The following is a 26,080-nucleotide window of genomic DNA, read 5'->3' as shown; positions in this document are numbered from 1 at the left end:
TCGTCGCTCCTAACAGGGTCATCAGATCCGGCCGGCCTTGCGTTCCGTGGTGAGCAGCCAGACGAGGTAGGCGCCGCCGAGCAGGCCGGTCACCACGCCCACCGGGATCGGGTACCCGGAGTGCATGGCCAGCCAGTCGGCGCCGACGGTGAGCAGCGCGCCGATCGCGATCGACGGCAGCAGGTTCGGCCCGGGGGAGCGGGTGAGGCGCCGGGCGATGTTCGGGGCGATCAGCGCGACGAAGTTGACCGGGCCGGCGGCGGCCGCGGCGAACGCCACCACGACGGCGGCCAGCAGCAGCGAGCCGTTGCGCAGCCGCTTCACCGGTACGCCCAGGGCGGCCGCGATGTCGTCGCCCATCTCCAGCATCCGCAGGGCCGGGCCGCAGAGCAGGACCAGCACCGGAATGGCGATCGCCAGCACGATCAGCAGCGGGACGGCCTCCTCCCAGCCGCGGCCGTCGAAGCTGCCGGTCAGCCAGAGCATGGCCCGGGCGCTCTCCATCTGCACGCCCTTGGTCAGCAGGTAGCCGACGATGCCGTTGAGGATCGCGGTCATCCCGATGCCGATCAGGATGAACCGGTAGCCCTGGAGGCCGCGGCGTCCGCCGATCAGCTGGATCACCAGGGCGGTGCCGACGCCGCCGGCCACCGCGGCGAGGGAGAGCTGGGCGCTGCTGCCGCCGAGGATCACCACGGTCAGCGCGGCCGCGCCGGCGCCGCCGGTGATGCCGAGGATGTCCGGGCTGCCCAGCGGGTTGCGGGTGACCGACTGGAAGATCGCGCCACCGGCCGCGAGGGCCATGCCGACCAGGATCGCGGTGATCACCCGGGGCAGGCGCAGCTCGTTGACGATGAACGCCTGAGCCGCGGTGCCCTGCCCGAACAGGGTTTTCACCACGTCGCCGGGCGCGATCGGGAAGTCGCCGGTGCCCAGGGTGAGGACCGCGACGGCGGCCATGGCGAGCAGCGCGCCACCGCCGATGAGTGCGGCACGGGGACGGGTGGTGATCATTTCGCCGCTCGCACGAGGTAGAGGAACAGGGGGCCGCCGAGGATCGCGGTGACCACGCCGACCTGGAGCTCCCCGGGGCTGCCCAGCACCCGGCCGAGCACGTCCGCGCCGACCAACAGCACCGGGGAGAGCACCGCGGTGTACGGCAGCAGCCAGCGCAGGTCGGGCCCGGTCAGCGGGCGGACCAGGTGCGGGATGAGCAGGCCGACGAAGACGATCGGGCCGCAGGCCGCGGTGGCCGCGCCGCAGAGCAGGGTGATCGCCACGATCACCAGGGCGCGGATCACGCCGGGCCGGGCCCCCAGGGCGCGGGCGGCGTCGTCGCCGAGCGACAGCGCGTTCAGCGGGCGGGCGGTGGCCAGCGCGATCAGCACGCCGGCCAGGATGAACGGGGTCACCTGGCGCAGCGTGCGGAAGTCGGCGCTGGCCAGCGAGCCGACCGTCCAGAACCGCATCTTCTCGATCGACGCGGTGTCGGCCAGCATGACGGCGCTCACGTAGGAGTAGAGCGCGGCGTTCAGCGCGGCGCCGGCCAGGGCGAGCCGGGCCGGGGTGGCCGCGCGGCCGCCGCCGACCGCGTAGACCAGGGCGGTGACGACCGCGGCGCCGGTCATGGCGAACCAGACCCAACCGGAGAAGGTGCCGATGCCGAGAAGCGCGGCGGCACTGGCGACCGCGGCCGACGCGCCGGCGTTGATGCCGAGCAGACCGGGGTCGGCGAGCGGGTTCCGGGTGAGAGCCTGCATGATCGCGCCGGCCAGGCCCAGCGCGAGGCCGACGACCAGGCCGAGCAGGGTCCGGGGGAGGCGCATCTCGTGCACGATCCGGTAGGACGGCGAACCGGAGTCGACCAGCCCGGCCCAGACCTCGCCGGGGGTGAGGAACCGCGCGCCGAAGCCGATGCCGAGCACCAGCACGACCGCGAGCACCGTGACCGCGATCATCAGCCCGGCCACCCGGGCGGATATCCGCTGGTGAGGGCGGGTGTCGATGGTGGACAGTGTCTGGCTCCCGTCAGCTTCCGGCGGATCCTGTTGACGCGCTTCCAGTTCGTTAGGTTAGCCTAACCATCCACACGGTCGAGCGACCGGTACGTTGGCCTGCGAAAGATGTGACCATGTCTTATTCCTCCCTTTCCCTTTCTCGTCGTGGCCTGCTCGCCGCGGGCGGCGCCGCAGCCCTGGGCACCGTGCTGAGCGCATGCGGCAGCAAGAAGGAGGAGACGGGTACTGCCGCCGGCGCCTCCGCTGCCGCCGGCCCGTGGACCTTCACCGATGACCAGCCGAAGCCGCTGACGAGCGCCAAGACCCCGTCGAAGATCGTTGCCTTCACCGGCACCGCGGCCGCGCTGGCCGACTTGGGCCTGCAGGACAAGATCGTCGGCGTCTTCGGCGAGACCAAGAAGGCCGACGGCACCGCCGAGGAGCAGGCCGGTGACCTGGACATCAGCAAGGTCCAGATCGTCGGCAACGCGTGGGGCGAGTTCTCCGTGGAGAAGTACGCGGCGCTCACCCCGGACCTGCTGGTCACCCACATGTACGACCAGGGCGCCTGGTGGTACGTGCCGGACGAGTCGAAGGACAAGATCCTCGCCGTCGCGCCGTCGAACGCCCTGATCGGCGTCGGCCGGGTCCCGCTGAACAAGCCGATCGAGCGCTACGCCGAGCTGGCCAAGTCGCTGGGCGCCGACCTGAACGCGCCGAAGGTCACCGAGGCCAAGGCCCGCTTCGAGAAGGCCGCCGCCGACCTGAGCGCCGCGGCGAAGGCGTCCGGCGGCATCAAGGTGCTGTTCGGCTCCGGCGCGGCGGACATCTTCTACGTCTCCAGCGCGGCGGTCAGCTCCGACCTGATGTACTTCAAGGAGCTCGGCGTCGACCTGATCATGCCCGAGGTCAAGGGCGCCGACTACTACGAGTCGCTGAGCTGGGAGAACGCCGACAAGTACAAGGCGGACATCATCTTCCTGGACGCCCGCACCGGCACGCTGCAGCCGAAGGACCTGGCGTCCAAGCCGTCCTGGAACGCGCTGCCCGCCGTCAAGGCCAACCAGGTCTTCCCGTGGCAGGCCGTCCCGATCTTCTCGTGGAACCACGCGGCCCCGCTGATCGAGGCGATCACCGCGGCGATCACGAAGTCCAAGAAGGTCGCCTGACGGTCGCGACGGCCCGTCACCCGAGGGTGGCGGGCCGCGTCACGTGCTCGCCGGACCAGTGCAGCGCGCCCCGGTCGGCCAGGTAACGCACGTGCGCCATGGTCTCGGCGATCGCGCCGACCCGCATCGGGCCGATCTCGTCCCACGGCCGTGACCAGGTCAGACTCGCCGCGAGCTGCCAGATGGTCGGCCGCTCCAGCCGCTGGACCGCGGCGACGATCTCGTCGCAGCGCTCCTCGTGGTGCACCCGGAGCTGCCGGGCGCGGGCGGCGATGCCGCGGAACCGGTACTCATGCGCGGGGAACGCCTCCAGCTCGTCGTGGGCGGCGACCCGGTCGAGCGACTCCAGGAACGACTCCAGCGGGGAGGAACCGGGTCGCTGCAAGCCGATGTTCGGACTGATCCGGGGCAGCAGGTGGTCGCCGGTGAGCAGCACGCCGGCGTCCGGCTCCAGCAGGCAGATGTGTCCCGGGGTGTGCCCCGGCGTCCAGACGGTCCGCACCCGACGCCCGGCGAGCGGGATCAGATCACCGTCGCCGAGCAGCACGTCCGGCTGGGCCGCGGCGGCCATCCGGTGCTTGCCGATGGTGCCGGCCAGCACCGCGATCTCCTCCTCGGGCACGTGGTGCGCCCGCAGCCAGTCGGCGGGGGAGCCGCTCAGGGTGAGCGCGTCGCGCTCCTCGGGGTGCATGGCGACCCAGGCGCCCTGGTCCTGAAATGCCTTCGACAAGCCGTGGTGGTCGGCGTGCACGTGGGTCACCACGACGCCGAGCACGTCCCCGTCGCCCGCGCCGGCCGCGACCAGCCCGGCTCGCAGGGCGGCCCAGCCCTCGTCGCTGGCCCAGCCCGGATCGACCACGACCAGGCCGTCGTCGCCGGGGATCAGATAGGACAGCGTGTAACGCAGCGGATTGTGCGGGATCGGCACCGGCACCGACCAGATGCCCCCGGCCAGCCGCTCCACCGGCGGCAGCGCACGCGTCCGCCAGGCCTCGCGCTGTGCAATCCCGGTCACGACGATCGCGTCATCGGCCGCACGGGTCATCGGCGCCATCCGAACCCCACTTCCTAGACGACTTCGGTCTAGAAAGCCGACCCTATACTGATCAAGATCCGCCCAGCAACGGGAGCCAGCCCGATGTCAGCAACCCCACACGGCCCGTCGGGGCGTCCCCGCGACCCCGAGGTCGACGCCCGGATCACCCGCGCCGCCGCCGAGGTCTTCGGCGAGAACGGCTGGCACCGCTTCACCATCGACACCGTCGCCCGGCGGGCCGGTGTCGGCAAAGCCTCCATCTACCTCCGCTGGCCGAACAAGGAAGCCCTGCTCGCCGCCGCCCTCGCCGCCCGCCTCAACGGCATCGAGGACATCGACACCGGCTCGGTCCGCGACGACCTGATCAGCCTGGCCCGGCAGATCCAGCGCTCCTACCTGGGCGAGTCGGGCCGCGCGGCGCTCCAGCTCCGCGTCGACGCGCAGCGCGTCCCGGAGGTCCAGGACCACCTGCACCGCCTCCAGGAATCCCAGGTCCTGGCGGCCCGGGCGATCGTCCGCCGAGCCATCGCCCGCCGCGAACTCCACCCGCAGACCAGCGTCACCCTCCTGCTGGACTGCGTCTGCGGCGGCGTCATGAACCACGTCCTGGCCACCCCGCCGCACCTGCGCGACCAGGTAGCCGCAGGCGCCGACGACTACGCCGCCGCCCTGGTCGACTTCGTCCTCGCCTCAACCCAATCAAAACCATAAATCCGCTTCGGTACGCTCTCGTGCCATCACACCCGCAGCAGCCCCGTCCCGTGCCTGAACGCACTGTGATCCCGGCGCAAGGCCGCGAGGCACCGCCGGGCTGAACCCGTGCCCCGGCGCAAGGCCGCGAGGCACCGCCGGGCTGAATCCGTGCACCCAGCGCAAGGCCGCGAGGCACTGCCGGGCTGCACCCGTGCCCCCGGCTCAAGGCCCACGCCCACCCGGGTCGCGTCGCGAGGTGCGGTCCGGCTGATGTTTGTCCGTGGATGCCGGTGCTCGTGCGCGCATGCACGCTCCCGGCCGGATCCAGTTTCTTCTGAGTTAGCCCGCGCTGTTCTCCCGGGGAGACAGCGGTGCTCTTTCTCGGGAAGACTGCGGTGCTCTTTCCGGGGGAAACCGCGGTGCTCTTTCCGGGGGAGAGGGCGCTGCCTGAAGCAACCCTGCTGCCGCAACGTCACCTCGTCCCGGCGCCCTGTCGCACCGCCAGGCAACTCACCCTGGTCGCGGCCCGCCCGCCCACTGCGGATTGCTGGCTGATTGCGGTTTTCGCGCGCCAGGCCACGCGGGCTGTCGGTCGCGGTCCAGCCGCCGGTCACGGCCGGCCAATCATCCGCCCAGATCCGGTTCGCATCCCGCTCGCGTGCGTTGCCCACCCGCCGACCGAAGACCGACTTTCCGATATGCCGACACCCGGCAAGCCGGGCAACACCACTTGCGTGCCTGCGCTATCCGGCTGGTCCTGGTGGCCCTATCGGGGTGCGAGTTAGGGCCGTGGGTGCCAGCCCGGTGATCGCGGCTGGTGCTGGTGGCCCTATGAGGGTGCGGGTTAGGGCCGTGGGTGCCAGCTCGGTGGTGGCGGGCTGGTGCTGGTGGCCCTATCGGGGTGCGGGTTAGGGCCGTGGGTGCCAGCTCGGTGATCGCGGCTGGTGCTGGTGGCCCTATCGGGGTGCGAGTTGGGGCGGTGGGTGCCAGCTCGGTGGTCGGGGCTGGTGCTGGTGGCTTGGTCGGGTGGGGACAGCGCTATGGGGGCGAGCCCCGAGTTCTGGCTCGCGCTGCCGGTACTGACCCGGGGCGGGACAACGGTGGCGAGCACCAGGGGAGACACCGGGTGGAGGCGGTGCAGCGCGCGATCGGCGTACCGGGAATCGGCACCGACCTGGGCATCCGCCAGCCGCAACCGGGACCGCGGGCCGCGCGCCGTCCAAGGAGCGGACCGCGAATGGCGGCCGCGACCCGCAGAGCCGTGGCATGCAGACCGTGACCAGCCGGGGCCGCGGGCGGAGGCCGCGACGGTGACCGACAGCCCTGAGGCCGCCAAGGAGAAACGCGCCCGTCGCGGGGCCGCCGAGGAGGAACGCGCCCGTCGCGGGCCGCCTCTCAGGGGCGGCGGTCCTCGACGTGGGCCACGGTCAGTTCGCGCCTGTCGCGGGGCCGCCGAGGAGGAACGCGCCCGTCGCGGGCCGCCTCTCAGGGGCGGCGGTCCTCGACGTGGGCCACGGTCAGTTCGCGCCCGTTGCGGGGTCGCTGAGGAGGACCGCGCCCGTGGCGGGGTCGCTGAGGAGGAACGCGCCCTTCGGGGGCCGGCTCTTAGGGGCGGCGGTCCTCGACGTGGACGACGGTTAGCTCGCGCCCGTCGCGGTCGCGTTTGGCGCGGCCCGTCAGGCCCACGTGCAGAGCGCTCTCCTCAGGCGGCTCGCCCGGCGCCACATAGGTCAGCACGTCGGGGTGGTGCCCGGTCACCACCCAGCCGGGCGCCTCGCTGAGCGTGATGGTGTCGAAGTCTCCCGCCGGCGTGCCGGCCTGGACCGGCCCGAACTCCCGCAGGATCTCGGTGGCCTGAGCCGCGAGATCCTGCGCCGGCGCGGTCAGCACCACGCAGGTGCCGTGCTCGAAGACCACCCACGACTTGTGCTCACCCACGATGATCCGTCGCCAGATCGCAGCCGGCTCTGTCACCGCATCCTCCCCGTTGTGCGACGTCGCCGGCAGTATGCCCGCCCGGTACGACAATTCCGCTCAGGCGCTGGTGGGGCGGTCCTTTTTGGGGAGGGAGGCGACGACCGCTTCGTACGAGGCGTCGACGGCCTCCAGGATCTCGTCGGCGGGGATGGCGCCCTGGAGGCGCAGCGTGTTCCAGCCGTGGCGGCCGATGTAGGCGCTGGCCGTGGCGTCCTCCGGGTAGCGGGTCAGCCACTCGTCGGCCAGGTCGCGGCCCTTGCCGCACTTGACGCCGACGGTCTCGCCGGTGCTGCCGAGGAACGCGAAGATCTTCGGCCCCACCTTGATGACCACGTCGTTCTCCCACGGCTCGTCCGGCCAGGCGCCCGGCTTGGCGAGACAGTGCCGCTTCAGTTCATCCCCGTCCATGACGGAGTGAATACGCCATCGCCGGCCCGGAAGCAACCCACGACGCCGGGAAACCGTTTGCCTCCGGCGGCCGGGAACGATGGGGTGTCCGGGTGACCGACGAACCGGAGTTCGACCTGGGACCCGTCCCGCACCGTCCGCCGATCGCCGCCGAGCTCGTGGAACGCCTGGTGGCCGCGCAGTTCCCGGAGTGGGCGGGGCTGCCGGTGCGGCCGGTGGCCACACCCGGCTGGGACAACCGGACCTTTCACCTCGGCGACGGCATGCTGGTCCGGTTGCCGAGCGCCGGGGAGTACGCCGGCGCCGTCGCCAAGGAGCAGCGCTGGCTGCCCGTCCTGGCCCGGCAGTTGCCGCTGCCCATCCCGGCCCCGCTCGCGGAGGGCCTGCCGTCGGCGGACTATCCGCATCCGTGGTCGGTCTATCGCTGGCTCGACGGCGAGCCCGCCGCGATCGCGAAGGTCACCGACACCGACGCCTTCGCGATCGCGATCGCCGACTTCCTGCTCGCCCTTCAGCAGGTCGATCCGGCCGGCGGCCCGGGGCCCGGCCAGCACAACTGGTATCGCGGCGGCCCGCTGCGCACCTACGACGCGCAGATGCGCTCCGCGGCTCCCCGCCATCCCGACGGCGACGCGCTGCTGGCGATCTGGGCGGAGGCGCTGGCCGCGACCTGGACCGGCAAGCCGGTCTGGTTCCACGGCGACGTCGCGGCCGGCAACCTGCTGGTCCGCGACGGGCGCCTGAGCGCTGTGATCGACTTCGGCACGAGCGGTGTCGGTGATCCGGCGTGCGACCTGGTGATCGCGTGGACTTTCCTGCCCCCGGCCAGCCGTCGCCTCTTCCGCGAACGACTGGCCGTCGACCCCGGCACCTGGGCGCGAGGCCGTGGGTGGGCGGTCTGGAAGGCGGCCATCACCGACGACCGTCCCGTGCTGGACGCCCTCCTCGCCGACGAGTGAGCCGGGCGGGGGCGGGCACATCACGTCGTACCGTAAAAGGGTTATTCCGTGGCGGTGTAGGCGGCGTAGGTGGCTGCGGCCCGCCTGGTGACGTCGTCGGGATCGGTACCGAGGGCCAGGTCGGCGGCGGCCCAGGCGTCGCTGCTGAGTTTCATGAACTGTCTGCCGTCGGCGGAGAGCATCCAGGCCATCGCCTGGTCCTTGTCGATCGGGGCGTCCGGGTGGGCGAGATGGTTGGCCAGACCCCAGACGGCCATGTCCCAGCCGATGCCGACGGCGCCGGGGCCGAACTGGTCCCAGTGGTCGTCGATCGGCGCGGTGTGCTCCAGCTCGAAGCGGGTGCGCCCGTCGCCCGCCGGTGTCAGGCGGACCTCGACCCAACTGACCTGCCCGCCGAACTCCCAGGTGGCGGCCACCGACCGTGGCTTGTCGCAGCGCGTGATGGTGCCGCCGGCCTGTCCCTCGAACTGATATTTCCCGCCCTCGTGCAGGTCGCCGGAGATCGGCAGAAACCAGCGGGCGATGCGTTCCGGATTGGACACCACGTCCCACATGTCGTCGAGGTCGGTGTCGTAGACCTGGCTGATGGTCAGGACGCGGGCCCCGCCGGCCTCCACGGTCTTGTCGCCGAGGGTGCGCCGGACGTTGCTGATCTGCTCGGTCACGTCGATCATTCGCTGCTCCTCACGTCGTCGGGTGCGGCCAGTCGCCGCAGTCTTTTGCCGCGGGCGACCTCGGTGGCCATCGCGGCGAGGTGCGGCGTCCAGAATCGGCGGAACCGGCCCAGCCACTCGTCGGCCTGGCGCAGCGCGGTGTCGTCGACCGCGTAGAGCCGCCGGGCGCCGTCCGGGCGGACGGTGGCGAAGCCGTTGTCCCGCAGCACCTTCAGATGCTGCGACACGGCCGGCTGGGAGATGCCGAACTCGGCCCGGATCACGGCGGTCACCGCGCCGGAGGTCTGCTCGCCGTCGGCGAGCAGCTCCAGGATGCGACGCCGGACCGGATCTCCAAGCACATCGAACGCATGCACGGCATCACCCTATCACCTACGACTTATATAAGGAGTCACTTTGTAAACCCGAAAACCGGGCCGGGGTAGGGTCCCGGCCCGGTTCGAGTGGCCCGCACGCAGGGGAGGGCGGACCAGAGATCTGCTAGAAGTCGTCGGCGGTGCGGATCCGGGAGCGGATCAGCCGGCCGGACTCGGTGAGCGGGCCGGTGCCGGAGAACGTGCCGCCGCCGCAGGCGCCGGACTTGAGGATCGAGCTGCCCTCGCTCTTGTCGCCGAAGTTCCAGTTGGCGTAACTGATCTTCAGCTTGTCGAGCAGGTCGAGCCAGGCATCGGTGCTGGTCGTGTCGACCGCGCCGTCGCCGCTGGCGCTGACCGTGCCGAACTCGGTGACGAACAACGGGAGCGAGGCAGCGGCTTTGGTGACCTCGGCACGGTAGTTGTCTTTGTGCGAGGCGGCGTAGAAGTGGAAGGCGTACATGACGTTCGCCGCGTTCACCGGGTTGTTGATGATCTCGGTGGACGACGAGCCCTCGGAGACGCCGAGCGAGGACCAGCCGCGGGTGCCGACCACCACGACGCCGTCCGGGTCGTTCGCCCGGATGACCGGGATGACCTGCTCGGCGTAACTCTTGATGGTGGCCCAGCTGACGCCGTTCGGCTCGTTGGCGATCTCGTAGATGACGTTCTTCTTGGTCGCGTTGCGGGCGGCGACCTTGGCGAAGAACTCCTTGGCGCGGGTGAGGTTGTAGCTCGGGTCGCCGGGGTTGAGGATGTGGAAGTCGATCAGGGCGTACATGCCGCGCGCCTCGGCCATGTCGACCAGGCTGTTCACCTTGCCGGTCAGCCCGCTCGGGTCGGACTCGTAGCCGCCCTCCTGCACGTACATGGCGATCCGGAACAGGTCGGCGTTCCAGTCGGTGGCGAGCGCGTCCAGCGCCGCGCCGGTGTAGCAGCTGGGGAACCAGTGGATGCCGTGGCTGCTCACCCCGCGCAGCTGGATCTTCTTGCCGGCCGCGTTGCACAGGTTCACGCCGCAGACCTTGAGCTGCCCGTTGATCGCCAGCGGCGTGGTGCCCGTACTGGTGGGCGCCGGCGTGGGTGACGCCGAGGTGGTGGTGGCGCTCGGCTTGGGGGAGGCCGGGGCCGCGGTGGGTGTGCTGCTGCTGGGGACCGTCGCGGAGGGGATTGCGCTGGTCAGCCCGGTGCAGGCCTGGCCGTTGACCGTGCACGCCGTCGGCCGCCCGGTGCCGTTGACGACGAAGCCGAAGCTGGTCGAGGCGCCGCCGGCGATCGAGGCGTTCCAGCCGGCCGGGGTGAAGGTGATGGTCTGGCCCGAGACGGCCGGCGTGGTGTTCCACGACTGGGCGATCGTCGACCCGGCCGGGAGCGTGAGCTCGACCTTCCAGGTGCCGATCGTCGACGAGGAGCCGTTGCTGACCGTGATCTCGCCCTGATAGCCCGAGTCCCACGAGTTCGTCACCGTGAACGCGGCGGCCTCGGCGCTGGCCGGCAGCGCGAAGAACGCCACCGTGGAGGCGGCGGCCACGGCGAACGCCGAGGCCAGGAGGGTCTTTACACTACGCTTCAACGCTGCGTCACCTTTGGGGGAAGGGAGATTTGGGAGCGCTCCCATATCGGGGTGACGACTGTAACCCGCCCCTAGGTACGTGTAAACACGGGTGCTGGATCAATCACAACGCCACGGCCGCCGGGGCCGCGGCTGGTGCGGGGAGCGGGGCACGGCGGCGGCCGCGGAGGCCAGCGCCGCGGCGGCGATCTTCGCGTCCTTGAGGTCGGCGGCGTCCCGGGTCACCTGGTGGCGCAGCAGCAGTGCCTGCCACTGCCGCCGCCAGGCACGCACCGCGAGCTCGGTGCCGGGCTCGGCGACGAGGACCATGCAGCCGGCCGCGTCGACCAGGGCGTCCCAGTCGCCGAGCGCACCGGAGTGCTCGGCCCGCTCCTGGAGCAGATCGAAGAGGACCCCCCACCCGATCACCAGATCGGGGTGCCCTGCCGGGGCCTCATGTAACAGCCGGTAGATCTCGTCAATGGCGTGCTGGAGGCTGCGGGGGTGCCCCGGCGCCGCCGTGAACGCCACGACGAGGGCCGTGTGGATGAACTCCTCGTCGCTCATAGCCAAACGGTAGACGTGGATACCGGCGGGTCAAGCCCTATGTAGATTGTTACGGCCCGACTGGGGCCGGACGCCGGTCGGCAGCTCGCTTCCGGACATCGGGGACGCCGGCAGCTGATCACTGGCGGTGACCGTGACCCGGCCGGCCGGGCCGAGGAGGCTGGCGGTCCGGCCCGGCCGGCTGCGTCCACGGTCCGCGGCGGCCGGTTGCTCACCCCGGCGAAATCGGCCACCACCGCCGTCGCCGGGCGCGGACGCACCCCGGGCGCGGACGGCGACATTTGCCCAGCGTTTGCACTTATTCCACAAGATCGATGGCTGAGCCATACTGATGTCGCTCGGATGAACGCGTGACAGGGAACGACAGATGAATCAGCATGACGACGATCCGATCGCCCACTTGCAGGACTGGGCGCGTAAGACCGAGCGCAAGGTGCGATGGGGGCGGCGGGCCCGGCTGCTCCGCTTCCTGCTGCCGCTGACGGTGGCCGGAGTCCTGGTCGTGGCGGCGGTTCCGACCGTGCGGTGGGCGCTGGACGACGACGACGCGCCGGCGGCGCAGACGAGTGCGCCGGACGGGGTTACCGCGACGACCACGGGGAGCGCGGCGCCGGCGAGTCCGTTCGAGGGGACGGCGGCGGCGACCTATCCGATCGGGGAGGCGGGGATCACGCTGCCGCCGGCCAGGGCGGTGAGCGGGTTCAGCGCGGCCGAGGTGAGCGAGTCGCTGACCAGGGTGCGGACCGCCCTGATCCTCGGCCGGCTCGACCACGACATGATCGTGGATCACCGCAAGGGTGCTTTCCTGCGGTTGCTCGCTCCGAACGCTCGCGCCACCATCGAGAAGTGGTTCACCAACGGCTCTTTCAGCACCGTGGTGACCTGGATCGATCCCGCGGTGACACTCGATCCGCGGAATGAGCCGCGGGTCAGCGGGCGAGTGACCTACAAATCGATGGTCAAGGACGGCACCCGCATTCTTCGGGTAACGACCAACTTCGTGTGGATCTATGCGTTCGCCGGAGAGTTCGCCAACCGGCCGCTCGCCGTCGAGCATGATCAGATCGACTGGGATTTCCCGCAGAAGGACGCGGTGCGTCTGGAGGACCGCGGGATGTGGATCGGCGGGGCGACCGGTTATGACGCCTGGGTCGACTGTGTGGCCTCGAAGAAGGGACTGCTGGCACCGACACCGAAGGACGCTGCCGGTCGCCCGAGCACCGAGGACCAGGAGGCGCTCGCGAAGCCCGACCACTCGCTGGACATCGACGGCAACTGCGCCTAGCGAAGATTTCCGTTTTGTGCGGCAGAATGTTTCGTATGGGTGACAGTACAGAGTGGACGGACATCCGGCGGGGGGACTCCGACGACGTACCGGCCGTGATGGCGCTCCTCGACGGCGCGGTCCGCTGGCTCACCGCCCGCGGCCGCACCGGCCAGTGGGGCACCCAGCCCCTCTCCGAGAGCCGCCGGCTGACCACACTCATCTCCGGGATCGCCGCCGACGGCGGCCTGCACCTGGCGGTCCGCGGCGAGGACGTGGTCGGCGCGCTCGGCATCGGCCAGCCACCGGCGTACGTCGCCCCGGCGCCGGAGCCGGAGCTGTACGTCGTGCTGCTGGTCACCGATCGCGAGTTCGCCGGGCAGGGGATCGGGCGGCGGCTGCTCGCCTATGCCCGCCGGCTCGCGGTGAACTCGGGCGCCGGGCTGCTGCGCGTCGATTGTTACGCCGGCGACGATCAGGCGCTGGTCAAGTACTACGAGCGGCAGGGCTTCACGGCGACCCAGCAGTTCACCGTCCCGCAGCCGGGCCGCAAGCCCTGGCCCGGCCAGGTGCTGGAGCAGCAGCTCGGCTAGCCCGTCTCCAGGATCCGCTTGAGGGTGGCCAGGTCGGCGGCGACCGCGGCGGCATCCCGGTCGAACTCGTCGTCGGTCATCCCGGCGGCGCGGCGCACGGTGAACACCACCTCGGCGTGCTCCCCGTCGGCGACCACCCGGAACGGGACGTAGACGATCTCGCCGCCCGGCAGGTGCACCTCGTGGTCGAGCACCCCGAGGTCGTTGCGCGGGACGAAGACCACCTCGGCCTGCCCGCCGCCGCCCGGCACGTCGACCAGCCAGCGGCCCTCGTCGAGGCGTACCGAGCTGCCCAGGCCGGGGGCCCAGTGGGCGAGGTTGGCCGGGTCGGAGGCGTACTCGTACACCACCCGGGCGGGCCGGGCGATGTGCTCGGTGACGTGACGTGACTCGGTGGCCATCGCCGCATCATCCCACGCGAAGACCTTGACGATGACCCGGCTCGACCGACATAGTCCGTATCTATGAATGTGACACCGTTCCGTTCTTGGAAACGACTGGTGTCGGTGGCCGCGGTCACCGCACTCGCCGCGTCGCTTCTCGCGCCGGTTACGCGTCGACGCTCGCCTCGTACGGGTTCGTCGTCGCCGTCCCCAACCACACCCGTTCCCTGTTCGGCACCAGCGACCTGTTCCCCGAGGGCGCGCAGGCCGGCTGGACCGTCGACTGGGCGCAGGCCGAGGACGACGACGCGGCGTCCCCGCTCTACCGCCGGATCGACGAGGACACGCTGGTCCTGGCCGGGCACTCGTTCGGCGCGGCCACCGCGCTCAGCCTCAGCACCGGCCTCTGCGTCATCCCGTTCTGCGCGATCGCGAACACCGCGCCCGGCGAGCTGGAGGCGGTGGTCACCTACGGGGGAACAACACGCTGTACGGGACGTCGCTGGTCCTGCCGGTGCTCAACACGGTGCCGGTCGGTTACGTCCAGGGCACCGCGGACGGGATCGCCGCCCCGGCGGAGGGCCGCACCACCTACCACCTGACCGCCGGCACGCCGAAGGCGTTCATCCAGGTGGCCGGGACCAGCCACTACGGCATCACCGACGTGCAGAACCCGGCCGGCGCCGCCCCGGACACCTCGGCGCAGACCCTCGGCCAGGGTGCCGGCGTGGAGACCATCGCCCGCTGGTCCGGCCAGTGGCTGCTGGCCCAGCTGGGCGACGCGGCCGCGAAAAGGTACGTCTACACCACCGGCGACGCGGCCGACCCGAACGTGATGGTCACCTCCGTGAAGTGATCAGGCGCGGCCCCGGCGGCCGCGTTTGATGCCGGGTTGCTCCGGCAAGGGGGCGGTCAGATGATCGGGCCAGGTCACCCGGACCGTCCCCTGCGCCTCCCACTCGCCGGTCAGCTCGGTCAGGATCCGCACCGCGTCCTCGACGTGCTCGTCGGTCCACGGGAACGGCCCGGTGCCCATGCTCTGCCAGGCGTCCCGCACCATCGCCGGGGTCTTCTCGGTGCTGCCGTCCTCGACGGCCCGGTGCACCACCCCGGCCAGCAGCTCGGCCAGGCTCAACGTCTCGCGATGCGCGTCGAGGAGCCGCTTGCTGCGGGCGGCCGCGTCATGTCGCGGCTTGCCGCCGACCACCCGCATGTCGGCGAAGACCCCGCCGCCGGCGATCGCCCCGAACACGCCTCCGGACATCTCCAGCGCCCGCTCCGTCGCGTAGTGCGCGAAGTCGTGCGGGACCTTGTGTTTCCTGTCATAACCGGGCAACTGCAAGGAGACCCCGTCGGCGCGGTGCACAGTGGCGACTGCCGAACCGGTGGAACCGCGGACGAACACAACGTGCATCACCGCATCCTCGCACCGGCTCTGTCGCTGTGAATCACCCAGAATTGATGACTCTCCCCGAGCAGCCGGCTCCGCTCACGGTCCTCTTCTCCCGATGTTCACCCATTTTTCGGTACGACTCGCAGCCGGCGTGGCAGTCGGCTCGCGAGGCCGCGGCCACTGCGGGCCGCGGCGCGTGTCGTGCGGGTGCGCCGGGGGTGCGGGGTGGCCGGTGAGGAGCAGCGGACCCGCACGACACGCGTGGCGGTCGTGCGGCGGCCGCGGCCTCGCGAGCCGGCCGCCACGCCGGCTCCGAGTCGTACACCAGGATGTCGGAGATTGACCCGAAGCGGGCCGGGAGCCGGTCAGCGGTCCGGGGCGGTGGCGGTGACCAGGAGATGGGCACTGGCCGCGACCACGTCGGGATCGGCGCTGAGCAGGCGGGCGAGTCGCAACGCGCCGTCGAACGTCGCCTCCGCGTGCGGGCCGTGCAGGGCCGCCTCCGCCGCCGACCAGCCGGGACCCTCGATGCCGTGGATCACCACGTCGGCCAGGCCGGCCTCCCGGCACTCCGCGGTCAGCTCGGCGACCCGGTGGAAGTAGGCGTGGGTGAAGCCGATGGCGGGGTCGTTCACACCGGTGCCGAGCAGGCGTTCCGCGTCGGCGAGCACGTGGTCGCCGAAGCGGGCCGAGGCCAGCAGGTCGACCGGCCCGGCGAAGCGGCTGATCGCCGCGGCCAGGATCGGGCCGCCGGGACGGGTCACCCGGATCGCCTCGCGCAGCGCCCGCACCCGGTCGGCAGCGTCTTGCAGGTGGTAGAGCGGGCCGAGGAGCAGGGTGGCGTCCTGTGAGGAGTCCGGCTCGGGCAACGACCGGGCGTCGCCGACGACCGCGTCGATCGGCGGATCACCCGCCCGGGCCTGCGCCACGTGACCGGGGACGAGGTCGACCAGCCGGACGTGATATCCGTCGGCGAGCAGCTCCCGGGCATAGGCGCCGGGACCGCCACCCACGTCGAGGACCGTGGCGGGCGCGGGCGGCAGCATCTCGCGCAGCAGTTCGAGGGTGCGGATCCGCTCCAGCCGCGACTGCGGCCGTCGCTCCAGCCGAGATGCCTCCTCGTAGCGGTCCTGGTAGAAGGTCACGATCTCATTCGTGGCTTGATCCATGACCGCATCCTCGCGGCGGTGACGACACCGGGCGACCGATTTTCCGCCGCTGATCGATGTCGGTCTGCAACGCCAGCAGCTTGCGCGGCGGCTTGGCGCCCAGCGGACCGCCCGGCCGCTGGTAGACGTAGCAGGGCAGGACCTCGAAGCTCTTCTCCCCGGTGCGCAGCCGCAGGAACCAGCGGGCGAACCCGGCGTCCCGCTCCACACCGGTGATCTCCGCGAGCGGGATGCGGTAGGTGTTCAGGAACCAGTGCTGGGTGACCGCCTCGTCGTCGACCACCGTCTTCCAGCGCAGCGCCACGAACGGCAGCGCCTCCAGCACCACATAGATCATCAGCAGGAACGCGGCCTTGCAGACCGCGTCGACGCTCAGCGTGCCGAGGGTCTGGACCAGCCCGCCGGCCACCGAGGCCGTCAGGATCACGCTGATCGCGACGAAGATCCATGAGTAGTGCCGGTAGACCCGCATGCGGGGCATTCTGCCGCACGCCGGCCAGACCCCGGTCCCCGCCGCGGCGAGGACCGGGGCCGATGGATCAGCGGACCGCGTGGTCGCCCTTGTAGGGCAGCTGCTTCGACGCGGCGGCCGAGCGTGCCGCGGCGCGCAGGCTGCCGTCCGGGTAGAAGCCGGTCTTGGTCTTGGCCAGCGTCAGCACCGCGTGCGCGGCGGCGTCGCTCAGCTCCGACAGCGCCTGCGGGTTGAGGTTGTTGATGTCGTCGCAGGCCTGGTGGTAGCACGAGTCGTACGGCGCGCCGGCCGTGCCGCCGTAGACCGCGGCCTGCTCCGGCGTCTTCTCGCCCTCGGCGCCGCTGAACAGGCCACCCGCCGGGATGCCGGCCAGGATGAACGGGCCGTAGTCGCTGCGCCCGTCGAACGCGGTCGGGTCGGTGGCCAGCCCCTGGTCGGCGAAGTACTTGTTGAACAGCCCCTCGATCTGGTCGGAGCCGTACGGTCCGGAGGCGCCGGTGTCGGAGCCGTCCCCGTCGTAGACGAAGCGGACGTAGTTCGGCGAGGCGACCATGTCGAAGTTCAGGTTGGCGTAGATCGTGGTGAGCTCGGTGTCGCTCAGGTTCGCCACGTAGTGCTCGGAGCCGAGCAGACCGGCCTCCTCGGCGCCCCAGAAGGCGAACCGGACCTTCTGCCGCGGCTTGATCTTCAGCTTGGCCAGCTGGACGGCGATCTCCAGGTTCTGGGCCGTGCCGCTGCCGTTGTCGTTGATGCCCGGGCCGTCGACCACCGAGTCGAGGTGGGCGCCGACGACCAGCACCTTGTTCGGGTCACCGTCGCGGGTGTCCGCGATGATGTTGCTGGTCGTGGCGGCCGCGTTGACCTCGGTGCTGGTCTGCACGTGGATCGTCACGGTGCCGGCCGCCACCTGCTGGGCGAGGGCGCTGCCGTCGGCGAAGCTCAGCCCGACCACCGGGATCGCGCCCGGCCCGCCGAGCGTGCCGGTGAACAGGTCGGTCCGGCCCGGCTGGCCCTCGTTGAAGATGATCGCCGCGTCGTACCCGGCGGCCGCCGCGTTCGCGGCCTTGACCGCGAAGTCGCAGCCGCCGCGCTGGATCAGCGCGACCTCCGGCGCGGTCGTGGACGCCGGCGCGAAGTCGGTCGCCGCGCACCCGGCGGTGGAGCTGGGCGTCGGGGTCGGCGGCAGGACGTTGTTGAGCGCGGCCACCACGCGGCCGGTGACGTTCCCGCTGGCCGAGTAGTCGTAAGTGACCGTCTCGTAGGTGGTCGGCGTCGGCGACACCTGGTTGAGCTGGGCCGGGGCGAGCTCGCGGTAGAACGGGAAGGTGAACTTCTGCTCGGTGACCTTGTAGCCGGCCTTCTTCAGCACGCTGGTGACGTACGCGGCGCTGGCCGCGAAGCCTGGCGTGCCGGAGGCGCGAGTCCCGCCGTTCTGCGTGGCGATCCGCTGGAGCACGCGTTCGTGCCCGAGGATCCCGGAGACGGTGACCGCGTCACGCAGTTTCTTCGTGTTGATCTCATCCACCGCGGATGCCGGCTGCGGCATCTGGGTAATGACGAGAGCGGCGGCGAGTGGAACGGCGATCATGCGTTTACGCACGGAGTTCCTCCACAATCGACGATCGCGACGGCCGTGAACTGCCGCCGGGGTCGCCGGCCGCGCCCACGGCATCGAGGGTGATCAGCTTCCGCAGATTAACTGAAGTGAATGGGTGTGTGGAAGCGTCGCCGTGTCACTCTGGGAAAAGCCGGTAAGGGGAAAATCCGGAAGCGGAGGAAACGTTATGGGCGGCGAGATCTTCGAGTACGCGGGCGCCACAGTGGAGATCATCGATGCGAATACCGCCCTGGCCGCGGCTCGGGTGAACCCGGTCGAGCTGGTGCACGCCGCGCAGTGGCCGCTCCCGGTCCAGCGCGTCGAGGTGACCGTGTCCAGCGTGGACAATCCGGTCGGCGCGGTGCACGTGTTCATCGCCCGGATCCACGCCGGCGCGGAGGAGATGACCACCGACCGGATGCGCAAGCTGGTCCTCGGGCGGGACCCGATCGGCGCGCTGCTGTCCAAGCGGATCGCCGAGGGGGACCCGGTGGCCACCCGGTTCGTCGACGGCGTCGGCACGGCGGCCGCGGCGGCGTACAAGAAATTGGGTTTCGACAAGACGGCGAACCCGGCGGCCCACCGCGAACCGGGAGTCCTCGCGGACGCGGGTGTCGGCCTCCAGGCCGACGTGGCCAGGGAGGACGACGGCGACGTCGTCCGGCTGCGCGCCGAGGTGCCGCGCGACGAGGTGACCGCCAACCACCTGCGCGCCTTCGTGACGCTGACCCTCCAGGCGGTCACCGAGCTGGCCGGCCCGGAGGCGCTGCACGGCCGGCGCTATGTCTTCAGCCGGGAGGCCACCCCGCCGCCGGCCCCGGTCACCACCCAGGGCGTCACCCTCGACATGGTCGGCGGCCTGACCGCCATCGTCGCGGAGCTGCGGCAGATCGCGGTGTCGTTCCGGCACCCGGAGGCGATGGCCCGCTGGGGCGCGCGCCGCCCGCAGGGCATCCTGATGTACGGCCCGCCCGGCACCGGCAAGACCATGCTGTCCCGGGCCTTGGCGAACGAGATCGGCGCGGACTTCCGGGAGATCCGCACCCCGGAGATCCTGGACAAGTGGCTGGGCGGCTCGGAACGCAACATCAAGCAGATCTTCCGCGACGCCCGGCGCTACCGGGTGCCGACGCTGATGCTGTTCGACGAGTTCGACTCGATCGTCAGCTACGCCGGGGCCGGCGGGGACGCGGCCAGCCAGGCGCTCAACGCGGTCGCCGGGATCTTCAAGCAGGAGATGAACGACCTGATCGAGGAGAACCCGAACGTGATCGTGGTGGCCACCACGAACTTCCCGCACCGGGTCGACGAGTCGCTGATCCGTTCCGGGCGCTTCGACGTCAAGCTCAGCGTGCCGAAACCGGACGAGGCGAGCCGGGCCGAGATCTTCCGCAAGATGATCGAGGGGCTCGTCGCGGCGCACGAGCGGGGCGGGTTCCGGATGTTCGCCGACGATCTGGACCTGGCCGCGCTCGGGGTGGCCAGCACCGGGATGACCGGCGCGGACATCAAGGAGGTGCTGCGCCGGGTGCAGATGACCAAGGCGATGCAGGACGCCCGGACCGGCGGCCTGGTCGAGCCGATCTCCCAGGAGGAGCTGATCGCCGAGGTCCGCAACCTACGCGGCAGCGTGTGACACGACGGCGAACGGGTCGGCGGCGGGCCGGCCGAAGTGGTAACCCTGCGCCCGCCGGTACCCGAGCCGGTACAGCTCGGCGGCCTGCTCCGCGGTCTCCACGCCCTCGGCGACCGCGACCAGGCCGAGTCCGGCGGTCAGCTGGATGAGCGACGAGGCGATCACCGCGTGCCGATCCGAAACAGTCACGTTCTCCACGAATGACTTGTCGACCTTGAGGATCCGCACCGGCACGGCCTGGAGGATGCCGAGCGACGAGTGCCCGGTGCCGAAGTCGTCCAGCGCGATCGCGATGCCGAGCGCGTGCAACGCGTGCACCGCCCGCACGGCGGCCCCGCCGCCGAACACCGCGGTCTCGGTGATCTCGACGACCAGCCGGTGCGGGTCCATGCCGGTCTCGGCCAGCACCGCCGCCACCGTCTCGGCGAATCCCGGCTCGGCCAGCTGCCGGGCCGACACGTTCACGCCGACGTGCAGGGGCGCGACGCCCCGCTCCTGCCAGGTGCGGAACTGCTCGCACGCGGTCCGCAGGATCCACGTGCCCAGCTCGGTGATCAGGCCGTTGCGCTCGGCGACCGGGATGAAGTCGACCGGGCTGACGAACCCGCGCTCCGGGTGCTGCCAGCGGATCAGGCTCTCCACCGCCTGCACCTCGCCGCCGGGCAGCGCCACGATCGGCTGGTAGACCAGGTGGAACTGGCCGGTGTCCAGGGCGGCACGCAGGTCGGCGCCGAGCCGGGCCTCCTCGCCGGCCTGGGAGTCCAGCTCGACGGTGTACCACCGGTGGTGCCGGCCACCGGCCGCCTTGGCCGCGTACATCGCCACGTCGGCGCGGCGCAGCACCTCGCCGGGGTCGGCCACCCCGGCCGGGTCGGCGATCCCGATGCTCGCGCCGACCAGCAGGTCCTGACCACCGGCGCGGGCCGGCAGGTGGATCGCGGTGTGCAGCCGCTCCGCCAGCGCGTCGGCACAGCCGGCGCCGGGCAGCAGCACGGCGAACTCGTCGCCGCCCATCCGGGCCACCAGCGCCCCGTCCGGCAGCGCCTCGGCGATCCGGTGCGCGAGCACCACGAGCAGCTCGTCGCCGACCGCGTGCCCGAACCGGTCGTTGACCGTCTTGAAGCCGTTCAGGTCGAGCAGCAGCACGTGCGGCGTGCCGCCGGCGAGCGCGGCGGTGAGCCGGCGCTCGAAGCCGCGCCGGTTGGCCAGCCCGGTCAGCTCGTCGTGCATGGCCAGGTCCTCGAGGCGGCCGGCCTGCCGCTGCACCTGCTTCACGAGTCCCCACGTGCGGCTCAGCACCAGCAGGAACAGCACGACCGCCCCGCCGGCGATGCCGCCCCAGGCGATGTTCGCCGGGTCGCGGAAGCCCTCCAGGACCAGCAGGCCGGGCGCGAGCAGCGAGCAGGCGGCCAGGGCGGCGAGCCGGCGGCCACCGACCCGGCGGGCGCCGGTGACGGCCTGCGGGCGCCGGCGCATGCTCGGGTGCAGCGTGGCGGCGGCCCAGCAGACGTAGGCGATCTGGAAACCCGAGTCGAACAGGCCGCCGGTGTACTCGGCGGTGCTCGACATCGTCGTGTAGACCAGGTCGCAGGTGAGCATCAGGCCGGAGCCGACGGTCAGCAGCCGCAGGCTGGGCGTCCGGTTCTCCGCCCGGGTCAGCGTCCGGGCGACCGCCGCGGTGAGCAGCACGTCGGCGAACGGGTAGGCGATCGTCATCAGCCGGTCCAGGACCGGGGAGCCGGCGTCCGCCAGGACCGGCCCGATCACGAAGACCCAGTAGATCAGGCTGATCCCGGTGGCGATCACCGCGGTGTCGAGCAGGCCGCCACGGTCGCGTTCACCGCCGCCGCGGCCCAGCCGCGCCATGCCGATGACCAGGAACGGGTACGCGCACAGGTAGATCGCGTCGGGGTACGACGGGTACGGGTACTCGCCGAGCCGGTACTCGAGCACGTCGTACGCGATGTCGCCGGCTACGAAGATCGCCATCCCGGCGGCGAAGGTCAGCCACGCCCCGCGGTGTTCCGGCCGGTTGCGCAGGATGCCCAGCACCATCATCAGCACCGACGCGGTGCCGATCGTGTTCGCGTAGATCTTGGCCGGCAGGGAGTCGTCCGGGATCAGCGGGAAGCAGAGGGCGGCGATCACCGCCGGCACCAGCCACCCGGCCCAGGGCCGTACCCGTCCGTTCCGCACGCCTGGACATCGTCGGGGAACGAGCCGAATTGAGCATGGCCCGGGTTGTCAGGCGGGAGCGAGGTGCTCCCGCAGCAGGGCGAGCGCCGGGTGCGGGTTGTCCCGGTGCCAGAGCAGCGAGTGCGGGTACACCGGCGTCGGGCCGACCACCGGGATGCGGCGCAGCCCATGCCCGTCCGGCCAGATCAAGCGGGTCCGCGCGCCGATGAAGGTGGCCAGCGCCGGCGTGTCGGCGACGGTGTCGAGCAGCGCGTCGGCGCCGAGGTTGGGCCCGGTCGCCTCGATGGTGAGGCCGTGGTCGGCGGCGAGCCGGTCGTAGAACGCGGTCCACTCGGTGCCGGGCGCGAGGCCGGGCATCCAGATCCGGTGGCCGGCCAGCTGGGCGAGGGTCACCGAGGCGGCCGGGGCCAGCCGGTGGCCGGGTCCGACCAGGAGCTGAAGGGGCTCGTCGAGCACCCGGATCGAGGTGATCCCCTCGGGCAGGCCGGTGGTGACCGCCCGGAACGTCGCGTCGATCGCGCCGGACCGCAGGGCGGCGAGGGCGGTCGCGATGTCGAACAGCTTCATCACGTCGAGGTCGATCCCGGGGTGTGCCCGGTGGAAGTCGCGCAGCAGGCCGGTGGTGGCGAGCCGGGAGGCGATCACGTCGACGCGCAGCGGGCGGCGACCGGGGCGTACCGACTCGGCGGCGCGCTCGGCGGCCCGGAGCAGCTCCCGCGCGTGCGGCAGGAACGCCTGCCCGTCGATGGTCAGCTCGGCGCCGCGCGGGGTGCGGGTGAACAGGCGGACGCCCAGGTGCCGCTCCAGGGCGGCGATGCGCTTGGAGACCGCCTGCTGGGTGATCGCCAGGTCGGCGGCGGCCTCCTGGAACTGGCCCGCCCCGGCCGCCGTGACGAAGGTGCGCACCGCTTCGAGATCCACGGCAGCGAGCCTACCTGTACAACCATCCGTTGTATGCCGGGCGGCTGCGGTTGTTTGATCGCCGGGCCTCGGGGTTGCTTGGATCTCCGTCGTGAGAGAACGTGGGTTGCTGTGGTTGTCGTTCGGCGTCAGTGTGTTCGGCACGTGGCTCGGGTTCGACGCGTTTCCCCTGATCGCGATCCTCGCCCTGCACGCCGGACCGGTTGAGGTGTCCTTGCTGTCCGCCGCCGGCCTGGCGGTGGGAGCGGTGGTCGCCGCGCCGCTCGGCCCCTGGGTGGAGGTGCGCCGCAAGCGGCCGGTGATGATCGGGATGGACCTGCTGCGCTGCGCCGCGCTGGCCAGTGTCCCCGCCGCGTACACCCTTGGCTGTCTCTCGTTTGCACAACTCCTGGTTGTGTCGGTCGTGATGGCGGCCGCCGGCATCGCCTTCCGCGCGGCCAGCGGCGCGTACCTGAAGTTCCTGGTCCCACCGGCGGACCTGCTCGTCGTCAACGGGCGCTTCGAGGCCACCGCCTGGACCGCCACCGTGCTGGGACCACCGCTCGGCAACGCGGCGATCGGCCTGTTCGGCCCGGTCACCACGGTGCTGGCGGACGCGGTCAGCTACCTGCTCTCGGCGGCCAGCCTGCGCGCGATCGGCGGCGACGAGCCGCGCCGGGCCGGGACCGGCGGCAAACTGCCCCGCGTCGGCTGGCACTACCTGCTCACCCGCCCGATGTTCGGCAACACGGTCCTGGTCAACGGCCTGATCCTGGCGACCGCGCCGCTGCTGGCCGTGCTGATGCTCGGCCCGCTCGGCTTCACCCCTTGGCAGTACGGTCTCGCCTTCGGCCTCCCGTGCCTCGGCGGCCTGCTCGGCTCCCGCCTGGCCGGCCCGCTGGTCACCCGGTTCGGCGAGCACCGGGTCCTGCTCACCGCGGGAACCCTGCGCGCGTGCTGGTCGATCGGCCTGGCCTTCGTCGGACCCGGTCCGGCCGGGCTGGTCCTGGTCCTGGCCGTCCAGTTCGGCCTGGTCACCTGCATGGGTGTGTTCAACCCGGTGTTCGCCACGTGGCGGCTCAACCGGACCCCGGCGGACCGGGTGGCCCGCACGCTGTCCGCCTGGTCGGTGAGCAACAACGCCACCGTCGCCGTGCTGACCGCGCTGTGGGGCGGGCTGGCCGCCGTCACCGGCCCGCGCCTCGCGATCGGGGCGGCCGGTCTGCTCCTGCTGGCCACCCCGCTCCTGCTGCCCAGGGCCGGCCCTGCCGATCAAGCGGGGCTGCGGCGTGGCCCAGGTGGCGCCTGACGGCGTCCGCGGAAAGCCCCCATACAACACCGGTATGCGGGCTTTCCGCGGCCGACGCCAGCCACCACCTGGACCTCGCCTCGCACTCGCTTGATCGGCAGGGCCGGCCCTAGAAGGCTCGCTCGATGATCGCCGCGGTGTCCACCCCGGCCGGCAGGGTGCCGAACGTGTGCCCCCAGTCCCCGCCGAGCCGGCTCGCGCAGAACGCGTCGGCCACGGCGGCCGGGGCGTGCCGGACCAGCAACGACCCCTGAAGCACCAGGGCCATCCGCTCGACGATGCGGCGCGCGCGTACCTCGAGATCGCTCTGGTCCGCGAGCTGATCGCGCAGCTCGCGCACCGCCTGGTCGAGGCGCCGGTCGGCGCCGTCGGCGGCGCCGGCCTCGGCCAGGAACGCCTCCAGACTCTCCGGCGACCGGTGCAGCGCCCGCAGCACGTCGAGCGCCTGCACGTTCCCGGAGCCCTCCCAGATCGAGTTGAGCGGCGCGTCCCGATAGAGCCGGGGCAGCCCGGAGTCCTCCACGTACCCGTTGCCGCCCAGGCACTCCAAAGCCTCGCCGACCACGGCCGGCTGCCGCTTGCACACCCAGAACTTGCCGACCGGGATGGCCAGCCGCCGGAACGCCTGCTCACCCTGATCGCCGCGGAACGCCCGGTCGACCGCGCCGGCCAGCCGCATCGCCAGCACGGTCGCCGCCTCCGACTCGACCGCCAGGTCGGCCAGCACGTTGCGCATGGCCGGCTTGCCGATCAGCGGGCCGCCGAACGCGGACCGGTGCCGGGCGTGGTGGATCGCCTGGACCAGGGCGGCGCGCATCCCGGACGCGGAGCCGATCACGCAGTCCAGCCGGGTCATCGACACCATCTCGATGATCGTCCGGACGCCCTGGCCCTCGTCGCCGACCAGCCAGGCGACGGTGTTGTCGAACTCCGGTTCGCTGGAGGCGTTGCTGCGGTTGCCGAGCTTGTCCTTGAGGCGCTGGATGCGGAAGGTGTTGCGGGTGCCGTCCGGCAGGATGCGGGGGACCAGGAAGCAGGAGAGACCGCCCGGGGCTTGAGCCAGGACCAGGAAGACGTCACACATCGGAGCGCTGGTGAACCACTTGTGCCCGGTCAGGCGATATGTCCCAGTCTCAGCGGAGAAAACGGCGTTTGTCGTGTTGGCGCGGACGTCCGAACCGCCTTGCTTCTCCGTCATCCCCATACCGGCGAGCAGGCCGCGCTTTTCGGCGGGAACGCGCAGGCCGGGGTCGTAGGAACGGCTGGTGAGCAGGGGCTCGAACCGCTCTCTCAGGGCAGGGTTGTCACGCAGCGCGGGGACCACCGCATAGGTCATCGAAATCGGGCACCCATGCCCGGCCTCCGGCTGCGCCCACACGAAGAACCCGGCGGCCCGGGCCACATGCGCCCCCGGCCGCGGATCGGCCCACGCCGCGCCGGCCAGCCCCTCGGACACCGCCACATCCATCAGCCGATGCCACGACGGATGAAAGTCGACCTCGTCGAGGCGGTGACCGTAACGGTCGACCGGGAGCAGCCGCGGCTCGTACCGATTCGCCTCGTCGGCCCAGCGCTGCGTCTCCTCGCTGCCCGCCCGCAGCCCGAGCTTGTGCAGATCGGCCGCGGCCCAGCCGGCGCCCTCACGCTCCAGCGCCGCGGTGAGCGCGGCGTCCTCGGCCACGTCGTAGCCGGTCAGGGGCGGCGGCTGGTTGAACACCTCGTGCGTCACGCCCGCACCCTACTCCACGGTAACCGCGAGCAGGAGGTATGCGAAGTGCCTAAC

General features: G+C 71.6%; 26 protein-coding genes. 9 read left to right on the top strand and 17 right to left on the bottom strand.

Features of this window, described 5'->3' with window-relative positions; all coding sequences use genetic code 11:
* Positions 1 to 21: 21 nt before the first annotated feature.
* The gene (locus tag Aiant_RS04615) at positions 22 to 1,014 is read right to left on the bottom strand and encodes a FecCD family ABC transporter permease (protein ID WP_189331101.1); all 993 of its coding nucleotides are present in this window, start codon (positions 1,012 to 1,014) and stop codon (positions 22 to 24) included.
* On the bottom strand, positions 1,011 to 1,958 hold the full coding sequence (locus Aiant_RS04610; RefSeq protein WP_189331100.1) for a FecCD family ABC transporter permease: 948 nt from the start codon (positions 1,956 to 1,958) through the stop codon (positions 1,011 to 1,013). Before Aiant_RS04610 ends, Aiant_RS04615 begins: the two co-directional genes overlap by 4 nt.
* A 173-nt stretch (positions 1,959 to 2,131) precedes the next feature.
* Here Aiant_RS04610 and Aiant_RS04605 point away from each other — a divergent pair, with 173 nt between their 5' ends.
* Positions 2,132 to 3,166: an ABC transporter substrate-binding protein gene (locus Aiant_RS04605; RefSeq protein ID WP_189331099.1), complete on the top strand. Its 1,035-nt coding sequence runs from the start codon at positions 2,132 to 2,134 to the stop codon at positions 3,164 to 3,166.
* A gap of 16 nt (positions 3,167 to 3,182) precedes the next feature.
* On the opposite strand, the gene Aiant_RS04600 is transcribed toward Aiant_RS04605, so the two are convergent.
* The gene (locus Aiant_RS04600; RefSeq protein ID WP_189331098.1) at positions 3,183 to 4,211 is read right to left on the bottom strand and encodes an MBL fold metallo-hydrolase; all 1,029 of its coding nucleotides are present in this window, start codon (positions 4,209 to 4,211) and stop codon (positions 3,183 to 3,185) included.
* A gap of 93 nt (positions 4,212 to 4,304) precedes the next feature.
* Here Aiant_RS04600 and Aiant_RS04595 point away from each other — a divergent pair, with 93 nt between their 5' ends.
* A complete protein-coding gene (locus tag Aiant_RS04595; RefSeq protein ID WP_189331097.1) occupies positions 4,305 to 4,913 on the top strand; it encodes a TetR/AcrR family transcriptional regulator in 609 nt (202 codons plus the stop codon).
* A 1,587-nt stretch (positions 4,914 to 6,500) separates the two neighbouring features.
* Here Aiant_RS04595 and Aiant_RS04590 read toward each other — a convergent pair.
* Together Aiant_RS04590 and Aiant_RS04585 are read right to left on the bottom strand one after the other, a co-directional pair.
* On the bottom strand, positions 6,501 to 6,869 hold the full coding sequence (locus Aiant_RS04590) for a hypothetical protein (RefSeq protein WP_189331096.1): 369 nt from the start codon (positions 6,867 to 6,869) through the stop codon (positions 6,501 to 6,503).
* 60 nt (positions 6,870 to 6,929) lie between these two features.
* Positions 6,930 to 7,280: an MmcQ/YjbR family DNA-binding protein gene (locus Aiant_RS04585; protein ID WP_189331095.1), complete on the bottom strand. Its 351-nt coding sequence runs from the start codon at positions 7,278 to 7,280 to the stop codon at positions 6,930 to 6,932.
* A 92-nt stretch (positions 7,281 to 7,372) separates the two neighbouring features.
* On the opposite strand from Aiant_RS04585, the gene Aiant_RS04580 reads away from it, so the two are divergent.
* Positions 7,373 to 8,239 (top strand): aminoglycoside phosphotransferase family protein, encoded by an 867-nt coding sequence (locus Aiant_RS04580; RefSeq protein WP_189331094.1) that lies wholly within the window; start codon positions 7,373 to 7,375, stop codon positions 8,237 to 8,239.
* 41 nt (positions 8,240 to 8,280) lie between these two features.
* Here Aiant_RS04580 and Aiant_RS04575 read toward each other — a convergent pair whose 3' ends face one another.
* From Aiant_RS04575 to Aiant_RS04560, 4 genes are all read right to left on the bottom strand, one after another.
* Positions 8,281 to 8,913 (bottom strand): SRPBCC family protein, encoded by a 633-nt coding sequence (locus Aiant_RS04575; RefSeq protein WP_189331093.1) that lies wholly within the window; start codon positions 8,911 to 8,913, stop codon positions 8,281 to 8,283.
* On the bottom strand, positions 8,910 to 9,269 hold the full coding sequence (locus Aiant_RS04570) for an ArsR/SmtB family transcription factor (RefSeq protein WP_189331092.1): 360 nt from the start codon (positions 9,267 to 9,269) through the stop codon (positions 8,910 to 8,912). The genes Aiant_RS04575 and Aiant_RS04570 overlap by 4 nt, the downstream gene beginning before the upstream one ends.
* A 124-nt stretch (positions 9,270 to 9,393) precedes the next feature.
* Positions 9,394 to 10,839 (bottom strand): cellulase family glycosylhydrolase, encoded by a 1,446-nt coding sequence (locus Aiant_RS04565; protein WP_229830090.1) that lies wholly within the window; start codon positions 10,837 to 10,839, stop codon positions 9,394 to 9,396.
* A 99-nt stretch (positions 10,840 to 10,938) separates the two neighbouring features.
* Positions 10,939 to 11,385: a hypothetical protein gene (locus tag Aiant_RS04560; protein WP_189331090.1), complete on the bottom strand. Its 447-nt coding sequence runs from the start codon at positions 11,383 to 11,385 to the stop codon at positions 10,939 to 10,941.
* 367 nt (positions 11,386 to 11,752) lie between these two features.
* Between Aiant_RS04560 and Aiant_RS04555 the strand changes: the two genes are divergently transcribed.
* Both Aiant_RS04555 and Aiant_RS04550 read left to right on the top strand, forming a co-directional pair.
* Positions 11,753 to 12,670, top strand: a complete 918-nt coding sequence (locus Aiant_RS04555; RefSeq protein WP_189331089.1) for a hypothetical protein — start codon at positions 11,753 to 11,755, stop codon at positions 12,668 to 12,670.
* A gap of 35 nt (positions 12,671 to 12,705) precedes the next feature.
* A complete protein-coding gene (locus tag Aiant_RS04550) occupies positions 12,706 to 13,242 on the top strand; it encodes a GNAT family N-acetyltransferase (RefSeq protein ID WP_189331088.1) in 537 nt (178 codons plus the stop codon).
* Here Aiant_RS04550 and Aiant_RS04545 read toward each other — a convergent pair.
* Positions 13,239 to 13,643 carry an SRPBCC family protein gene (locus Aiant_RS04545; protein WP_189331087.1) on the bottom strand — a complete coding sequence of 135 codons (405 nt, stop codon included), beginning with the start codon at positions 13,641 to 13,643 and terminating at the stop codon, positions 13,239 to 13,241. The genes Aiant_RS04550 and Aiant_RS04545 overlap by 4 nt on opposite strands.
* An 86-nt stretch (positions 13,644 to 13,729) precedes the next feature.
* Here Aiant_RS04545 and Aiant_RS04540 point away from each other — a divergent pair, with 86 nt between their 5' ends.
* Together Aiant_RS04540 and Aiant_RS04535 are read left to right on the top strand one after the other, a co-directional pair.
* A complete protein-coding gene (locus Aiant_RS04540) occupies positions 13,730 to 14,227 on the top strand; it encodes an alpha/beta hydrolase (RefSeq protein WP_189331086.1) in 498 nt (165 codons plus the stop codon).
* Positions 14,140 to 14,481, top strand: a complete 342-nt coding sequence (locus Aiant_RS04535) for a hypothetical protein (RefSeq protein ID WP_189331085.1) — start codon at positions 14,140 to 14,142, stop codon at positions 14,479 to 14,481. Before Aiant_RS04540 ends, Aiant_RS04535 begins: the two co-directional genes overlap by 88 nt.
* Here the strand turns inward: Aiant_RS04535 and Aiant_RS04530 are convergent, their stop codons facing one another.
* The 4 genes from Aiant_RS04530 to Aiant_RS04515 form a co-directional block, all read right to left on the bottom strand.
* Positions 14,482 to 15,039, bottom strand: coding sequence for a hypothetical protein (locus Aiant_RS04530; RefSeq protein WP_189331084.1), 558 nt, complete (start codon positions 15,037 to 15,039; stop codon positions 14,482 to 14,484).
* Positions 15,040 to 15,383: 344 nt separating this feature from the next.
* Positions 15,384 to 16,187 carry a class I SAM-dependent methyltransferase gene (locus tag Aiant_RS04525; RefSeq protein ID WP_189331083.1) on the bottom strand — a complete coding sequence of 268 codons (804 nt, stop codon included), beginning with the start codon at positions 16,185 to 16,187 and terminating at the stop codon, positions 15,384 to 15,386.
* Entirely contained in the window at positions 16,168 to 16,659 is a 492-nt protein-coding gene (locus Aiant_RS04520) for a PH domain-containing protein (protein ID WP_189331082.1), read from the bottom strand. The genes Aiant_RS04525 and Aiant_RS04520 overlap by 20 nt, the downstream gene beginning before the upstream one ends.
* A gap of 67 nt (positions 16,660 to 16,726) precedes the next feature.
* Entirely contained in the window at positions 16,727 to 18,247 is a 1,521-nt protein-coding gene (locus Aiant_RS04515) for a M28 family metallopeptidase (RefSeq protein WP_245006644.1), read from the bottom strand.
* A gap of 196 nt (positions 18,248 to 18,443) precedes the next feature.
* On the opposite strand from Aiant_RS04515, the gene Aiant_RS04510 reads away from it, so the two are divergent.
* Positions 18,444 to 19,892, top strand: coding sequence for an ATP-binding protein (locus Aiant_RS04510; RefSeq protein WP_189331080.1), 1,449 nt, complete (start codon positions 18,444 to 18,446; stop codon positions 19,890 to 19,892).
* Here Aiant_RS04510 and Aiant_RS04505 read toward each other — a convergent pair.
* Both Aiant_RS04505 and Aiant_RS04500 read right to left on the bottom strand, forming a co-directional pair.
* Entirely contained in the window at positions 19,875 to 22,088 is a 2,214-nt protein-coding gene (locus Aiant_RS04505; RefSeq protein ID WP_229830088.1) for a putative bifunctional diguanylate cyclase/phosphodiesterase, read from the bottom strand. The genes Aiant_RS04510 and Aiant_RS04505 overlap by 18 nt on opposite strands.
* A 48-nt stretch (positions 22,089 to 22,136) precedes the next feature.
* Positions 22,137 to 23,009, bottom strand: coding sequence for a LysR family transcriptional regulator (locus Aiant_RS04500; RefSeq protein ID WP_189331079.1), 873 nt, complete (start codon positions 23,007 to 23,009; stop codon positions 22,137 to 22,139).
* 91 nt (positions 23,010 to 23,100) lie between these two features.
* Between Aiant_RS04500 and Aiant_RS04495 the strand changes: the two genes are divergently transcribed.
* A complete protein-coding gene (locus Aiant_RS04495) occupies positions 23,101 to 24,297 on the top strand; it encodes an MFS transporter (RefSeq protein WP_229830086.1) in 1,197 nt (398 codons plus the stop codon).
* Between the two features lie 109 nt (positions 24,298 to 24,406).
* Here the strand turns inward: Aiant_RS04495 and Aiant_RS04490 are convergent, their stop codons facing one another.
* Positions 24,407 to 26,026: an isovaleryl-CoA dehydrogenase gene (locus Aiant_RS04490; protein ID WP_189331078.1), complete on the bottom strand. Its 1,620-nt coding sequence runs from the start codon at positions 26,024 to 26,026 to the stop codon at positions 24,407 to 24,409.
* Between the last annotated feature and the right edge of the window lie 54 nt (positions 26,027 to 26,080).

The organism is Actinoplanes ianthinogenes (assembly GCF_018324205.1).
GTDB lineage: Bacteria > Actinomycetota > Actinomycetes > Mycobacteriales > Micromonosporaceae > Actinoplanes > Actinoplanes ianthinogenes.
Note: the sequence above shows the minus strand (reverse complement) of the source record. Positions and strands in the feature narration are given on the sequence as shown.